At 65.1% G+C, this 14551-nt stretch carries 13 protein-coding genes; 5 read left to right on the top strand and 8 right to left on the bottom strand.

What is annotated here, in order from left to right:
• The first annotated feature begins 2 nt into the window (after positions 1-2).
• A complete protein-coding gene (locus tag QAZ22_RS12810; RefSeq protein WP_278207135.1) occupies positions 3-2090 on the top strand; it encodes a hypothetical protein in 2088 nt (695 codons plus the stop codon).
• Positions 2091-2261: 171 nt separating this feature from the next.
• Here QAZ22_RS12810 and clpS read toward each other — a convergent pair whose 3' ends face one another.
• The 4 genes from clpS to QAZ22_RS12790 all read right to left on the bottom strand — a co-directional run bounded on the left by clpS (position 2262) and on the right by QAZ22_RS12790 (position 3839).
• A complete protein-coding gene (gene clpS / locus QAZ22_RS12805; protein ID WP_040989718.1) occupies positions 2262-2567 on the bottom strand; it encodes an ATP-dependent Clp protease adapter ClpS in 306 nt (101 codons plus the stop codon).
• A gap of 177 nt (positions 2568-2744) precedes the next feature.
• On the bottom strand, positions 2745-3074 hold the full coding sequence (locus QAZ22_RS12800; protein WP_278207133.1) for a hypothetical protein: 330 nt from the start codon (positions 3072-3074) through the stop codon (positions 2745-2747).
• 152 nt (positions 3075-3226) lie between these two features.
• Complete coding sequence (locus QAZ22_RS12795) at positions 3227-3496, bottom strand: hypothetical protein (protein WP_278207132.1); 270 nt, start codon at positions 3494-3496, stop codon at positions 3227-3229.
• 40 nt (positions 3497-3536) lie between these two features.
• Positions 3537-3839, bottom strand: a complete 303-nt coding sequence (locus QAZ22_RS12790; protein ID WP_278207131.1) for a hypothetical protein — start codon at positions 3837-3839, stop codon at positions 3537-3539.
• A gap of 237 nt (positions 3840-4076) precedes the next feature.
• On the opposite strand from QAZ22_RS12790, the gene QAZ22_RS12785 reads away from it, so the two are divergent.
• The 3 genes from QAZ22_RS12785 to QAZ22_RS12775 all read left to right on the top strand — a co-directional run bounded on the left by QAZ22_RS12785 (position 4077) and on the right by QAZ22_RS12775 (position 6789).
• On the top strand, positions 4077-4793 hold the full coding sequence (locus tag QAZ22_RS12785; RefSeq protein WP_278207827.1) for a response regulator transcription factor: 717 nt from the start codon (positions 4077-4079) through the stop codon (positions 4791-4793).
• Positions 4790-6199, top strand: coding sequence for an ATP-binding protein (locus QAZ22_RS12780; protein WP_278207130.1), 1410 nt, complete (start codon positions 4790-4792; stop codon positions 6197-6199). Before QAZ22_RS12785 ends, QAZ22_RS12780 begins: the two co-directional genes overlap by 4 nt.
• Positions 6200-6414: 215 nt before the next feature.
• Complete coding sequence (locus tag QAZ22_RS12775) at positions 6415-6789, top strand: YciI family protein (RefSeq protein ID WP_278207129.1); 375 nt, start codon at positions 6415-6417, stop codon at positions 6787-6789.
• 23 nt (positions 6790-6812) lie between these two features.
• Here QAZ22_RS12775 and QAZ22_RS12770 read toward each other — a convergent pair whose 3' ends face one another.
• Positions 6813-8294: an aspartate aminotransferase family protein gene (locus tag QAZ22_RS12770; RefSeq protein WP_278207128.1), complete on the bottom strand. Its 1482-nt coding sequence runs from the start codon at positions 8292-8294 to the stop codon at positions 6813-6815.
• An 82-nt stretch (positions 8295-8376) separates the two neighbouring features.
• Positions 8377-9462, bottom strand: a complete 1086-nt coding sequence (locus QAZ22_RS12765; protein ID WP_278074995.1) for a pyridoxal-phosphate dependent enzyme — start codon at positions 9460-9462, stop codon at positions 8377-8379.
• Between the two features lie 168 nt (positions 9463-9630).
• Between QAZ22_RS12765 and QAZ22_RS12760 the strand changes: the two genes are divergently transcribed.
• Positions 9631-11700, top strand: a complete 2070-nt coding sequence (locus tag QAZ22_RS12760; protein WP_278207127.1) for a transcriptional regulator — start codon at positions 9631-9633, stop codon at positions 11698-11700.
• Between the two features lie 42 nt (positions 11701-11742).
• On the opposite strand, the gene QAZ22_RS12755 is transcribed toward QAZ22_RS12760, so the two are convergent.
• Both QAZ22_RS12755 and QAZ22_RS12750 read right to left on the bottom strand, forming a co-directional pair.
• The gene (locus QAZ22_RS12755) at positions 11743-12780 is read right to left on the bottom strand and encodes an MBL fold metallo-hydrolase (protein WP_278207126.1); all 1038 of its coding nucleotides are present in this window, start codon (positions 12778-12780) and stop codon (positions 11743-11745) included.
• 173 nt (positions 12781-12953) lie between these two features.
• Positions 12954-13826: an autotransporter outer membrane beta-barrel domain-containing protein gene (locus QAZ22_RS12750; protein ID WP_278207826.1), complete on the bottom strand. Its 873-nt coding sequence runs from the start codon at positions 13824-13826 to the stop codon at positions 12954-12956.
• Positions 13827-14551 lie beyond the last annotated feature (725 nt).

Here is a 14551-nt window from a genome sequence, read left to right as displayed (position 1 = left end):
TCATGAACTGGTCGATCTCCTTCGAGCCGCTCGTTTCCTGGCCGCTGTTCGGGCTTGTCGTCGTGCCGCTCTTGCTGCTTGCGCTCGCCGGCCTGTGGTTGCGCCAGCGCGGCTCGGTCCTGCGCTTCATCGCCCTGCTGGCGCTGGCTGCTGCGCTGCTCAATCCCGTTTTCCTCGACGAGGAGCGCGAGGCGCTGAAGAGCGTCGTTGCCGTTATCGTCGACCGCAGCCAGAGCCAGGACATCGGCGACCGCAACAAGCAGACCGACGAGGCCCTGACTGGCCTTCAGCAGCGCCTCGGCCGTTTCAAGCAATTCGACGTTCGCGTGGTCGATGCCGGCAAGTCCGAGGCTGCCGACGAGCGCACCGAAACCAGGCTGTTCGGCGCGCTGGAAAGCGCTTTCCGCGACGTGCCGCCCTCGCGCATCGGCGGCGCGATCATGATCACCGACGGCGAGGTGCATGACGCACCGGCCGGCGCGCCGGACTTCAACGCGCCGCTGCATGCGCTGATCACCGGCAACGAGCATGAAAAGGACCGCCGCATCCGTTTCGAGAACGCGCCGCGCTTCGGTCTCGTCGGCAAGCCGCTCGACATGACCTATCGGGTCATCTCGACCGAGGGCCAGGGCGGCCCGGTCGATGTGCGGGTCTCGGTCAATGGCGAGCAGGCCTCGGTCGAGCATGCGACCATCGGTCAGCCGATGAAGCTTGAGGTCACCATTCCCAACGCCGGCCGCAACATCGTCCAGCTTTCAATCGATCACGAGCCGGGCGAGTTGACGGACGCCAACAACCGGGCCATTGCGCTGGTCGACGGCATTCGCGATCATCTGCGCGTGCTGCTGGTCTCCGGCGAGCCGCATGCCGGCGAGCGCACCTGGCGCAACCTTTTGAAATCCGACGCGTCGGTCGACCTCGTCCACTTCACCATTTTGCGTCCGCCGGAAAAACAGGACGGCACGCCGATCAACGAGCTGTCGCTGATCGCCTTCCCGACGCGCGAGCTGTTCGTCGAGAAGATCAAGGATTTCGATCTGATCATCTTCGACCGCTATCAGCACCGCGACGTGCTGCCGATCCTCTATTACGACTACATCTCCGAATATGTCGAAAAGGGCGGCGCGCTGCTGATCGCCGCCGGCCCCGAATATGCCGGCGAAAGCTCCATTGCCCGTACGCCGCTGATGTCGGCCCTGCCGGCGATGCCCAGCGGCGAGGTCGTCGACAAGGCCTTCTATCCGCGTCTCACCGATCTCGGCCAGCGTCATCCCGTAACGCGCGGGCTCGATGGCTCCGCTACCGAGCCGCCGCACTGGAGCCGCTGGTTCCGCACCATCGGCGTCAAGAATCCCGAGGGCGAGGTGGTGATGAAAGGGGCCGACGATCGACCCCTGCTTGTGCTCGACCGCAAGGGCGAAGGCCGGGTCGGCATGCTGCTTTCCGACCAGGGCTGGCTGTGGGCGCGCGGCTTCGAAGGCGGCGGGCCGCATGTCCAGCTCTATCGCCGCATCGCCCATTGGCTGATGAAGGAACCCGAGCTGGAAGAAGAGCGGCTGACCGCCGACGGTCGCGGCATGGTGCTGGACATCCGGCGCCAGACGATGAGCGACGATCCCGGCCCCGCCCAGGTGATCACGCCCTCCGGCAAGACGATGACGGTCAAGCTGCAAAAATCCGAGCCGGGGATTTTCACGGGCAGCCTGCAGACCAGCGAGATCGGCCTCTATCAGGTGGGCAATGGCGATCTCACCGCGCTTGCCCATGTCGGCCCGATCAACGCGCCGGAGTTCTCCGATGTCATTTCCACGGAGGACAGGCTGAAGGCGCCGGCGGATGCGACCGGCGGCAGTGTGCGCCGGCTCGCGCCGTCGTCCATGCTTGGCAACCTTGCCGGCGGTGTGGCGCTGCCTTCCATCGTGCCGATCCGCTCCTCGGGCGCGGCATCGGGCGATGACTGGATTGGGCTCCGAACCACCGACGACAGCACTCTCAAGGCCGTTTCGCGCGTGCCACTGTTCGGCGGCTTCCTCGGCCTCGGCCTGCTGCTCCTGGCGATCGGCTCGATGTGGTATCGCGAAGGGCGGTAACGCCTTTTACCTCTCCCCTTGTGGGAGAGGTCGGATTGCCCCGATTTGCTCTTCGCAAATCGGATGGCAATCCTGGTGAGGGGTAGGCTGCCGTCCGGCTGGAGCATCCCTTATCCGTCTCGGCGCTGCGCCGATCCACCTTCTCCCGCAAGGGAGAAGGAAAGGAGAGCCCTACTCTTCCGGCTCGGTCGTGAACAGCAGCGGGTAGCCCTTGGCCTTGCCGGCATCGGTTGCCCGCGCGGCCTTGGTCTCGGCGACGTCGCGCGTGAAGACGGCGACCACGCAGACGCCGCGCGTATGCGCCGTGATCATCACACGATGCGCCTGATCCTCGCTGAGCTTGAATTCACCCTTGAGCACGGTCACCACGAACTCGCGCGGCGTGAAATCGTCATTGACCAGGATGACCTTGTAGAGCTTTGGCCGCTCGGTTTTCGGCTGCGTCTTGGTACGCGGTTTGAGGACAGTTTCAGGCATCGGAATTCGCCGGTTTGGGAACTGAGCAACTCCAGGAAAGCGCTTGGTGGTTTTCCATCCGGAATTGCGTGGAAGTCGCCTCGCTTGCACTCTGTCATGCAAGGAAGCTTTCGTCCATTCGCCCGCCGTAGCGGCGGGCGGACGCTCGGCCTTATGTGGGAAAGCGTTGTTTGCGGTTCAACGGCCCTGCCGGCGCATCGTTGTGCGGGATCTGCCGGAGCCGCCATCGTCCATGTCGGAACCGCGTTCCATGAACGCGGTGACCATCCAGGCGGCGAAACCGATCAGCGTTACGCCAGTGAGCACGATCAGGATCCAGCTCTGTGCCGGCGTGATGTAGTCGAAGCTCGATGAGATCGCCGGCGCGAAAAGCTCCGGCTCGGTCCTGCCGCTGGCGGGGTCCGGCACTGGGCTGGCTTTGAGGATGATCAACGCTCTTGCCGCCGCGGTGGCAACCAGGCCGCCGAGGGTCAGCGAGCGCATTCGGGACGAAAGCCGCTTCTTCATGCGGATTGTCCTACAGCACCGGCATTGCGATCGGGTTAAGGGATCAGGTTGTCGCGGCGGGAGCTTGCCGGTGCTCGGCTTCGGCCGCCAGAAAACCGCCCCAGCCGAAACAGGCTGGAGCGGCTTTGAAAAGGTGACGTGCGAAGCCTGGATCAGGGCTTCTTCTTCGCCGGAGCCTTCGCCGGAGCCATCTTCGCAGACTTCTTGACCGGGCACTTGTGCGTCTTGGTCACTTTGCAGGCCTTCTTGGCGGCAACCTTCTTCGGAGCAGCCTTCGCCGGAGCGGTGGCAGCCGGAGCGGTCGTGGTCGTGGTGGTGGCAGCCGGAGCAGCGGTCGTCGTGGCCGCGGCGTTGCCGAGAGCCGGCATCGAGAAGGCGAGAGCAACGGCGAGGCCGAGGGCGGAGAGGAGGGACTTCTTCATGGCTTCATTTCCTTTTTCATGCGGGTCGAGGAGGTGAGCGTCACTGAGCCGGGTCGACCGGTGTCACTCCAAGCAGCTTCAAAGCATTCGCGAGCATCCGGATTCCCTGTGCCTGCTTCTTGTTGGCGCAGAACCGGTTTCCCTTTCTTTGAAGTGCCTTCGCCGTGGTGACCTGCGTTGCCGCGGCATGGGTTTCGAGGGCTTCGTCGACTTGACGGCTGAGATTGGTGCAGCGCTCGGTCCGGGTCAGCGGCGCCACCTTTGCAGTGGAGGCACCGGCCGCGGCTGTGATGAGCGACATGCTGAGCAAAGCACCCATCACGCTGATCCAGAACCTCTGCATTGGTCTTGTCCGTTACTCCGAAACTCGCGTCGCAGCCGATGACCTGACCGCCACGGCACCGGTTATGCTCTTGAAATTTTTCACGAGTTTTTCCCAACTGTAGAATTTTGTTTCTGGATTGTTTCTGGGAGGGCAAACCCGTCCGCCGCTACCGCCACTGGCCAAGATGTGGCCCGAATTCTATCGTGTGGGTGATCGTCGAAGGACGGCTTGGCAGACGCAAACGACAGGGTTCTCGTGAAATCCGACGCGCACATACTGATCGTCGATGACGACAAGGGCATACGGGACCTGCTTCAGGAATTCTTCCAGAAGCGGGGACTGCACACCACGGTCGCCGCCGACGGCACCGAGATGGAGGCGGTCCTGCGCCGGGCGCAGGTCGACCTCATCGTTCTCGACGTGATGCTGCCCGGCAAGAGCGGACTGGAGCTTTGCCGCGAGATCCGCGCCAACTACACGACACCGATCATCATGCTGACCGCCGTGACCGAGACGACGGACCGCGTCGTCGGCCTCGAGATGGGCGCGGACGACTATGTGCCCAAGCCCTTCGATCCGCGCGAGTTGCTCGCCCGCATCCGGGCGGTGCTGAGACGCAACGGCACCGCCGAGCCGCGCCGGCCTGCCGGCAAGCAGATCTACCATTTTGCCGGCTGGACCATGGATTGCTCGCGCCGCCGGCTGACGGCGCCCGACGATGTCCGGGTGGAGCTGACGATGGCGGAGTTCAACCTGCTGCAGACCTTCGTCAAGAGCGCACAGCGCGTGCTCACCCGCGAGCAGCTCATCGAGCTGTCCGGCGGCGACACCGGCTACAGCTTCGACCGCAGCGTCGACATCCTGGTGAGCCGCCTGCGCCGCAAGATGGAGGACGATCCGAAGACGCCGAAGCTCATTCTGACGGTGCGCAGCGGCGGCTATCAGTTTCTGCCCGAAACGACCTTCGAATGAGACGCTTCCTGCCGCAAACCCTGCCCGTCTGGGTTCTGCTCATCGTCATCGCCGGCCTGATGATCAGCCAGGTCGCGACCCTCTATATCGTGGCGCGCGACCGCGCCGCCGCCAACGACATCGTCGACCTCTACCGGCTGAACGACCGCGCCTATTCGCTGGTGCAGCTGATGCATGACGCCACGCCCGAGGGGCGCAAGGCGACTGCATCCGGTCTGTTCAATTCCACCTATGCGCTGACCGTTTCGGACACCCCCGCGGTCACCTCCTCGATCGCCGGCGATGACCAGCTTGCCGAGCTGGAGGACATCCTGGTCGGCCGCCTGTCCAAGTTCGGCATCACCGACGCACGCGTGCGGCGCGACCCGGCAACGCAGGAAGCCGATGTTCCGGACGGCCAGGTGATGAACAAGGACGTCGGCCAGGTCGAGCGCGATCTTCTGGTGCTGGCCGCGGATTTTGCCCAGAGCGACAAGCTGACGGCATCGCTGCGCTTTTCCGACGGCCAGTGGCTCAATTTCACCGAGCCGATCACGCCGGCAGGGCCGATCCTGAGTTGGGACAGCCTGCCGCTCTATTCGCTGATAGCGGGACTGATCGTCGTGATGTCGATCTGGTCGCTGCGCCGGCTGACGGCGCCTTACCGCATGATGGAAACCGCTGTGAACCGCATCGGCAACGACCTGAAAAGCCCGCCTATCGCCGAGACCGGCAGCCGCGAGATCCGCGCCGCTGCGAAGGCGGTCAACGCCATGCAGATGCGCCTGCGCGACTATGTCGAGGACCGCGAATATCTCGCCGCGGCACTGGCGCATGACCTGCGCACACCGCTGACCCGAATGCGGCTGCGCCTCGAGCTGTTGCGCAAATCGCAGGCACGCGAAGCCCTTGCGCATGACCTTGCCGACATCGAAAGCATCGCGAGCTCGGTGATCGATTTCGCCAAATTCGAGGTCACGGAAGAAAAGGCCGAACGGATCGATTTCTGGTCGCTGGTGGAGTCGGTTGCCGACGCATTCGAAGGCGCTTCGTTCGACGAGGACGCCAGGCCATCGCGCGGCCTGGTCTGCATCGCGCGTCCGGTGGCGCTGCGCCGCTGCATCACCAATCTCGTCCAGAACGCGGTCACCTACGGCAAGAAGGCGCATATCGGCGTGCGGCGGTCGGGCAACACGGTCACCCTCACCATCCGCGACGAAGGTCCCGGCATTCCGCAGGCCAAGCTGGATCAGGTGTTCGCCTCCTTCGTGCGCCTCGAACAGTCGCGCAACCGCCAGACCGGCGGCCTCGGCCTCGGCCTCACCATTGCCCGCAACATCGCCCGCGGTGCCGGCGGCGAGATCAAACTTTCCAACCATCCGGGCGGCGGCCTGCTGACGGAGCTGCGCCTGCCGCTGGCAGCTTGAGTCAGCAGGCGCTTTTCCGGCTGGCTCCGGGACTGGATCAGCCGCGCCATCCTTGTGATAGTGCGGCCCGCCCTGCAGCGCCCTTTGCGCGTCCTCTTGGACGCGCAAAGGGCGCTGTAGCACTTCAATTTGGTGCATGATCCTTTCCGAACCGAAGGCCGGCGACGCAAAAATCGATTCCGATTTTCGGGGTCAAGCACGAGGAAAACCGAACCATGTTCTATGCGATACTTGCCTATCACGTCGAAGAAACCGTCCAGTCCTGGACATCCGACGAGGATGCGGCCCTCATGAAAGACCTGCTCGAGGTCAACGACAGGCTGACCCGCGCCGGCAAGCTGGGGCCGGCGGCAAGGCTGGGCGATACCGCGAAAGCCGTCACGCTGCGCGGTCCGGGTGACGGCATGGTGATCGACGGTCCCTTTGCCGAGACCAAGGAGCAGTTGCTCGGCCTCTACGTGCTGGATTGCGCGAACCAGGACGAGGCGGTAGCGGTGGCGCGCGACCTCAAGCGCGTCAATCCCACCGCCGTCTACGAGATCCGGCCGATCGTGCTCTATCTGCCGGGCGCACCGCTGGCAGCCGGCTGAGATATTTTCTCCAGGCCACTCCCTTAAACGGATACCGCCGCAGCCTCGATTTCCTTTCCGATGCGAAGCGTCTCGCGCACCAACAGATTGAGATCCTCGCGCCGCGTCCGGTGGTTGGTGATCGCGACCCTCAGGCAGTGACGGCCGCGCACGGTGGTATCGGACAAGGCGGCGATGCCTTCTTCCTGCAGCCTGAGCATGATTTCGGTGTTGAACGCCTTGAGCCGTTCCTCGGATGCGCCCTCCAGGCGACGGCGGAAGCAGACGATGTTGATGGTGGTCGGCGCCGTCAGCTCGAACGTCGGCTCGGCTTCGATCAGGCGCGCGAGATAGCCCGCCTGGGCGATGTTCTGGTCGATCAGGCGCCCGAACTTCTCCACCCCGTGCTCCTTGAGCGCCATCCAGATTTTGAGCGCGCGAAAACCGCGCGATGTCTGCAGGCCGTAGTCGTGCAGCCATTGCCCGGAGGCGAGGCCGCGCGGCGTCGATTCCAGATATTCCGGGGTGACCGCGAAGGTGCTGCGGTGGGCAGAAGCATCGCGAACCAGCGCGCAGCCCGCCTCGAACGGCGCATGCAGCCATTTGTGCGGATCGAGCGCGATCGAATGCGCTTGCTCGATGCCGGCGACGAGCGATCCGTTTTGAGGCGCGATTGCGATCAGCGCGCCGATGCAGCCGTCGACATGGAACCAGAGGTCCTCTTCGGCTGCCAGCGCGGCCAGCGCCTGCAGGTCGTCGATCGCGCCGGTGTTGACGGAGCCGGCGGTGCCGATGATGCAAGCCGGCTTGAAACCCGCTGCACGGTCTTCCGCGATGGCCGTCTTGAGCGCATCGACGTCGATGCGCAAATTGGCGTCGGTCGAGACGCGCTGCAGCGCCCGATTGCCGAGACCGAGCGCTTCCATCGCCTTGCGGTGGCAAGAATGGACCTGGTCCGAAGCATAGAAGCGCAAGGGCTTTGGTATGGCGCCGACGCCCCTTTCGCGAACATCGACGCCCGCCTTGACGTTGCGCGCCACGGTCAGCCCGATGATGTTGGCCATGGAGCCGCCGCTCACCAGCGTGCCGCTGGCCTGGGCCGGAAAGCCCACCATCTCCTTGCACCAGTCGACCACCTGGCTGTCCATCAGGCCCGCGGCGTGGTTGCCGCCGCCGAGATTCGAACCCTGGATCGCCGCCAGGAAATCGCCGAGCGCGCCGGTGAAATTGCTGGAGCCCATAAACCAGGACCAGAAGCGCGGATGAATGTTGCCCATCGGATAGGCCATCACGTTGCGGGCAACATCGCCGTAGACGTCGGCGATGGACGCAGGCTCGCGCGGCAAAGGTGCCGAGAAGAAGGCGCGCACCTCGGCCGGCATCTCGCGCCACACCGGACGATCCCGGACATCCTTGAGATAAGCGACGGCCTCCTCGACGATTCGGTGCGACAGGGCCTGCATCTCGGCCCAATCCGGCGGATCGAGCGTTTCGTCCATCAGCGCTGTTTCCTGCAAGGTGTCCATCCGCTCCTCCCCAGAGGCATCCCATTTCCTGGATCGTCATGCGGCGCCGCCCTCCGGATGGACCGCAGCGCCGCGATTGTCTTCAGGCCTCGAACTGACAGCTCGGCGTCGACCGCGACAACGCCATCTCCTCGGCATCCATCTCCGCCTCGATGCCGTCGAACAGCGGGGTCGACATGTAGCGTTCGCCGGTGTCGGGCAGCATGCACAGGATCACCGAACCGGCCGGAGCGGTTCCCGCGATCTGGCGCGCCACGGCGAAAGTGGCGCCGCCGGAGATGCCGGTGAAGATGCCTTCCTGCTGCGCCAGGGCTTTCGCCCATTTGATGCCTTCCGGACCGGCGATCGGCACCACTTCGTCATAGTAGCGCTTGTCGATCGCCTCCTGCAGCACGTTGGGAATGAAGTCCGGCGTCCAGCCCTGGATCGGATGCGGCTCGAAGGCCGGATGGCTGGCGGCCGGCGCACCGCCGGCACCGCGCTCTTGGCGCTTGCCGCTTCCGATGAGCTGCGCGTTCGCAGGCTCGGCAAGCACGATCCGCACATCGGGCCTTTCGCGCCGCAGCACCCGGCCAACGCCCGCGACGGTGCCGCCGGTGCCATAGCCGGTGACCAGCACGTCGAGCCTCGAGCCGGCGAAATCGTTGATGATCTCGCGCGCCGTGGTCGCCTCGTGGATGGCGGCATTGGCTTCCGTCTCGAACTGGCGCGCCAGGAACCAGCCATTGGCCTCGGCGAGTTCCACCGCCTTCTTGTACATGCCAAACCCCTTCTGGGCACGCGGCGTCAGCACCACCTTGGCGCCCAGCATGCGCATCAGCTTGCGGCGCTCTATGGAGAAGCTGTCGGCCATCGTCACCACCAGCGGGTAGCCTTTCTGCGCGCAGACCATGGCAAGGCCGATGCCGGTGTTGCCGCTGGTCGCCTCGACCACCGTCTGGCCGGGCTTCAGCTTGCCGCTGCGCTCGCCTTCCTCGATGATGTTGAGCGCCAGCCGATCCTTCACCGAGGCTGCCGGGTTGAAGAATTCGGCCTTTACATAGATCGTCGCATGCGCCGGGCCGAGATTGTTGATGCGGATGACCGGCGTGTCGCCGACCGTGTCGAGAATGCTGTCGAACAGCCGGCCTCGGCCGGCCGTCGTCCTTATTTTCAATTGGTGCAACATGGCTCTTCTCCTCGATGTCTCACGCGCCGGTTACAAACCGGCGGCTTCGGCGGCGCGGTTTCGACACCTTGCCGCGCTACGTTGCTTGACCTGCCGCAAATGCGGCAGCGGCGGCATTCCGGCATGGCCGGGCTGCCAGATGCTTCCTGTCGTCTTTGGTGATAGAACATGGACCAGCTGGTCAGCGTTGGAGAGAGCGTGGAAACATACGTGGAATCCACCCGATCGAGCCTGAACGACACCGCCGCCGGCCTGTGCGTGCGGCTGCTTGGGCAACTGACGATTTCCCGTGACGGCGAACCCGTTAAGTTGCCTTCCTCGCGCAAGCTGCGCGCACTGCTTGCCTATCTTGCGCTCGCGCCACACCCCGTCAGCCGCAGCCGGCTCTGCGAGCTGCTCTGGGACGTCCCCAACGATCCGCGCGGTGAGCTTCGCTGGTGTCTGAGCAAGCTTCGCGCCGCGCTCGACGAACCGGACCTGCGCCGGGTCGAGACCGAGGGCGACACGGTGGCGCTTCGCTCTGCGGATATGCGCATCGATGCTCTGGAGGCAGCCGCGGCGGTAGCGGAAGGCATCGACACGCTCGGCCTCGAACGCCTGCGGGCGCTTGCGCAGCTCTTCGCAGGCGATTTTCTTGACGGGCTGGAGCTCGATCGGAGTCCGCATTTCACCAGTTGGCTAATCGCGCAGCGCCGCCGTTTCGGCGCATGCCATGTCGCAGTTCTGGAGCACATCATCGGTCTCCTCCCGACGGAAGCCGACGAGGCGGCCGCCTATATCGACAAATGGCTGGAGCTCGCGCCCTTCGACGGGCGCGCGCATGTGGCGCTGCTGGAAAACCTTGCGCGGCGCTCACAGATCGGCGCAGCCGAAGACCATCTTGCGACCGCGGCGGAGCTCTTTCATTCCGAGGAGCTGGATTTCGCAGCCTTGCGCGAGGCGTGGCAGGAAATAAGAGCCCGCCACTCCGGTGCGACGCCATGCGCCCGGTCCATGCCGTTCGCGGCGACCCCGGCACCAATTGCCCCAGTGGACCCCGACGCGACAGCGATGCGCCGAGCTTCGCTCGCGGTGATGCCTTTTGCTGAGGGCACCGGCGCCGGCAATTTCCGCGGCGGGCTTGCCGACGGCCTGACCCACGACATCATCACGCGTCTCGCCAAGCTGCGCGATTTCTTCGTCATCGCCCGCGGCTCGGTCTTTGCTCTGGCCGAGAAGGACATTGCGCCGGAGGACGCCGGACGCCGGCTCAACGTCGACTATGTGGCGACCGGCTCGGTCCGCAGCCTGCCCGGCCGGGTCGTGGTCTCGGTCGAGCTGGCCGAGGTTCGCACGGCGAGGATCGTGTGGACCGAAACCTTCGAGCACAAGCCCGAAGACGTCTTCGCGGTCCTGGACGACATCGGCAACAGCATCGTCTCCTCCATCGCCGCGGAGATCGCCGCCGTCGAGCGCAACCGCGCGATGCTGAAGGCGCCCAATTCGCTGAATGCCTGGGAGGCCTATCATCGAGGCCTCTGGCACATGTACCGCTTCACCCGTCAGGAAAACGACCTGGCGCAGCATTTCTTCGCCGACGCGCTGAAACTCGACCCGACCTTCGCCCGCGCCTATGCCGGCCTGTCCTTCACCCATTGGCAGAACGCCTTCCAGCGCTGGGGCGATCGCGACCGCGAGTCGGCGCTGGCCTTCGAAAGCGCCGGCCACGGCCTTCTGGTCGACGACCGCAACCCCGCGGCGCACTGGGCGATGGGCCGCGCACTGTGGCTGCGCGGCGACCAGGACGGCTCGCTGCTCGAACTGGCGAAGGCCGTCGACCTCAGCCCGAACTTCGCGCTCGGCCACTACGCGCTGTCCTTCGTCCATTCGCAGTCGGGCGATCCGCAATCGGCGATCGGCTCTTCCGATCACTCGCGTCATCTCAGCCCGTTCGATCCTCTGCTGTTCGGCATGATGGGCGCGCGCGCCATGGCGCATGCGCGGCTGGGACAGTTCAGCGAAGCCGCCGAGTGGGCGCTGAAGGCGGCAGCCAGGCCCAATGCCCATGTCATCATCCTGGCCATCGCCGCGCACTGCCTGGCATTGGCCGGCCGCCCGGACGAGGCGCGAACTTTTGCGACCGCGATCCGCAAGACCCTGCCGGATTACCGCGCCGACGACTTCATCGCCACCTTCCGCTTCGACCGCGAGGCGGAAACCCTGTTCCGCAACGGCGCCAAGCTTATCGGCTTGCATTGAGCCCGGCCATTGCAGGTCGGCATCACCTGAATACCAGCATGCCTAGTGCATCAGCGGGCCGCTCGCCTTTCTCCACGCATCGATGCCGCCCTGTATGTGGCGGGCACTCGAAATCCCGACATCCTGCGCCGCCTGCACGGCCATCGCCGAGCGCTCGCCGAAGGCGCAGTAGAACAGGATCTGCCTGCTGGTCGATTTCGCCAGCTCATGCAGCATGCCGCCAGGAGCGATGTTCTCCTGCAGCCGCGCGTAGGGCAGATGTATCGCGCCGGGGATGACGCCATGGCGTTCCCGTTCGGATTGCTCGCGCAGATCGATCAGCGCCACATCGGGCCGCCCGACCAGCGCCAGCGCCTCCTCGGCTGTCAACGACCAGCCGCGGCTGGCGATGTCGTCCTGATGCAGCCCCACCCGCATGTTGGCCGGCACGGCCACGTCCATCATCTTCGGATTGGACAGCTTCAGATTGTTCATGATGTCGACATACTCGTCGACGGACTTCACCTGTAGGCGCGGGTTGAAGGCTTTTTCCTCGCCGATCGTCGACACGGTCTCGCCCTTGTAGTCATGCGCCGGGAAGATCAGCGTCTCGTCGGGAAGCTTGAGCAGACGGCCGAAAATCGACTCGTATTGCAGGCGCGGATCGCCGTTCTGGAAGTCGGTGCGGCCGGTGCCGCGGATGAGCAGCGTGTCGCCGGTGAAGACCCGGTCCGGCAGCATGAAGCTGTAGGAATCGTCGGTGTGGCCGGGCGTGTAGATGACGTCGAGCGCCAATCCCTCGATGGCAAGCTTGTCGCCGTCGGCAAGCCGCATCGAGACGACGTCGGCCTTGGTCTGCTCGCCCATCACAGTGACGCAATGCGTCTTGTCGCGCAGCGCGCCGAGACCGGTGATGTGGTCGGCATGGAGATGCGTATCGACCGCCTTCACCAGCCTGAGGTCGAGCTCGTTGACCAGCTGCAGGTAGCGCTCGACCTTCTCCAGCACCGGATCGATGATCAGCGCCTCGCCGCCGCGCCGGCTGGCGAGCAGATAGGAATAGGTGCCGGAAACGGAATCGAAGAGCTGGCGGAAGATCATTTTTGCTACCCCGCTGCGTTTTCGCATCGCGCACGTCATGCGCGCGCTTGCAGTAATATTCTACTGCATCGCTGACCGGAATCGGAATGGATTTCGAAAAATATATGTTCCGGTAGACGACCTTCCCAGAGCCACGAGATGAAAACCATCAATGTCGTGCCGAGATTCGTCCCTCAGAAAGCCTTGCTGAGGCGCGCCTGGCCCCGGATGGTGAAGGCATCGTCACTGCCGTAACCGGCCTCGAAGCCGGCGTTCAGGGTCATGCCGGCGCCCACCTCCGCCGCGACGTCCGCGCCGGCAAAGCCGCGCAGCACCGTCTTTCTGCCGCCGGCGGCAAAAGAGATGTCCTGGCCGAGAAGCGTCGCCGACAGGTCGTCGCTGTCTTGCGCTATCGCATCGATCCCGGCGCGAAGGGTGGTTTGCCATTTCTGGCTCCGCGTGCGGACGGGGGCCAAAGCCAGCGCGAGCTGGCCGCGCGCATCGAACACGTTGACGTCGCGCCGCGAGACCGCGAGATCGCCGTCCGAACCGGTCTCCGCGTAATCGTCGACGAACAGTCCCACGTAACGCAGCCGAACGCTCGGCATCAGCGTGCCGGCCGCAATCGGCAGCCGCATGCCGAGCGTGACCGAAGGGCTGACGAAGACGCCGTTGAAGTCGGCGCGCGCCGTCTCGACGCCGCCGAGCACCAGGTTGTTCGCGACACGGCGGCGGCTCCGCTCCTCAAGCACGCCGGCAACGAACGTCGCCTCGGCAAAATGCGCCCCTCCGTCGTAGCCCAGATAGCCGCCCGCAAACACGCTGCGATGGACGATCTCCTGCGCATCGTCGTCGACCTCTGTCGATCCGGCAGCGCCTCCCAGAAGCACACCGCCCAGGAAGCCGTCGCCCGAGCGCCTCTCGGCACCGGCGACGGCGCCGCCCAGCGCCTCGCTGAATCCGGCCGACGCGCCGGAGCCGCCCTGGGAGCGTGTCGCGCCAAACGTGGAGATCCAGGCGTCCTTACCGTTATGCGGCGCGAATATCTCGCCGTTCGGATCGGGCATGCGCGCTTCGACCACACCGGCTACGCCATCGGCAAGATCTTGGATCAGCGGCGCGCTGCTCGCAAACCCGGTGATGTCGACCACCGCCACGCTGTCGCCGCTCGTCACGAACGGCCTGCCGCCGGTCAGGATGGTCTGCGGCAGGCCGGATCCGGCGAAGCTCATGACAGCGTTCAGCGCGGGGCCGAAGCTCGCGGTGTTGTTGCTTCCGGAGAAAACGATCGGTCCCTGTATGGCCGTCCCGCCCAAAAGATTGAGCGTGGCGCCGGGCGCGCCGAAGAAGATTGCGGCGCTCTGGTCGCTGAGGACGCGGCCGGAATTGGCGATGACGGAATTGCTGCCCAGCGCGGCGATGCCCACTGCGCTCACGCCGTCGACGACGACCGAGCCGGAATTGGTGATCGTGGCATTGCCGAACAGGGTCCCGATTCCTGTCGCGCCCGTGCCGAAAACGCGGACGGCGCCGCTGTTGACGATGGCGGCATCGCTGCCGCCGGCGCCAATGCCGATGGAGGCCAAACCGGACACGGTGATCGAGCCGGAATTGTCCACCCGCAGGCCGTCATTCTGCCAGATGATCCCGGCTGCGGCGATGCCAAAAGCCTCGATCGAACCACTGTTGGAAACCATCAGGTCCGGCCCGGCGCCGATGATGCCCGCGGCCGCCGTGCCGGCAACGCCGATGAAGCCGTGATTGTCCACACGCCCACCGGGCGCGTTGCTGA

This window comes from Mesorhizobium sp. WSM4906 (genome assembly GCF_029674625.1).
Lineage (GTDB): Bacteria > Pseudomonadota > Alphaproteobacteria > Rhizobiales > Rhizobiaceae > Mesorhizobium.
Note: the sequence above shows the minus strand (reverse complement) of the source record. Positions and strands in the feature narration are given on the sequence as shown.

What these genes read in the sequence shown, in the direction of transcription:
- QAZ22_RS12800 (WP_278207133.1), bottom strand. Translation starts at nt 3,074, where the DNA reads ATGAAGAAGCGGCTTTCGTCCCGAATGCGCTCGCTGACCCTCGGCGGC.
- QAZ22_RS12775 (WP_278207129.1), top strand. Translation starts at nt 6,415, where the DNA reads ATGTTCTATGCGATACTTGCCTATCACGTCGAAGAAACCGTCCAGTCC.
- QAZ22_RS12810 (WP_278207135.1), top strand. Translation starts at nt 3, where the DNA reads ATGAACTGGTCGATCTCCTTCGAGCCGCTCGTTTCCTGGCCGCTGTTC.
- QAZ22_RS12765 (WP_278074995.1), bottom strand. Translation starts at nt 9,462, where the DNA reads ATGTTGCACCAATTGAAAATAAGGACGACGGCCGGCCGAGGCCGGCTG.
- QAZ22_RS12750 (WP_278207826.1), bottom strand. Translation starts at nt 13,826, where the DNA reads ATGCCCGATCCGAACGGCGAGATATTCGCGCCGCATAACGGTAAGGAC.
- QAZ22_RS12795 (WP_278207132.1), bottom strand. Translation starts at nt 3,496, where the DNA reads ATGAAGAAGTCCCTCCTCTCCGCCCTCGGCCTCGCCGTTGCTCTCGCC.
- clpS (WP_040989718.1), bottom strand. Translation starts at nt 2,567, where the DNA reads ATGCCTGAAACTGTCCTCAAACCGCGTACCAAGACGCAGCCGAAAACC.
- QAZ22_RS12770 (WP_278207128.1), bottom strand. Translation starts at nt 8,294, where the DNA reads ATGGACACCTTGCAGGAAACAGCGCTGATGGACGAAACGCTCGATCCG.
- QAZ22_RS12780 (WP_278207130.1), top strand. Translation starts at nt 4,790, where the DNA reads ATGAGACGCTTCCTGCCGCAAACCCTGCCCGTCTGGGTTCTGCTCATC.
- QAZ22_RS12755 (WP_278207126.1), bottom strand. Translation starts at nt 12,780, where the DNA reads ATGATCTTCCGCCAGCTCTTCGATTCCGTTTCCGGCACCTATTCCTAT.
- QAZ22_RS12790 (WP_278207131.1), bottom strand. Translation starts at nt 3,839, where the DNA reads ATGCAGAGGTTCTGGATCAGCGTGATGGGTGCTTTGCTCAGCATGTCG.
- QAZ22_RS12760 (WP_278207127.1), top strand. Translation starts at nt 9,631, where the DNA reads ATGGACCAGCTGGTCAGCGTTGGAGAGAGCGTGGAAACATACGTGGAA.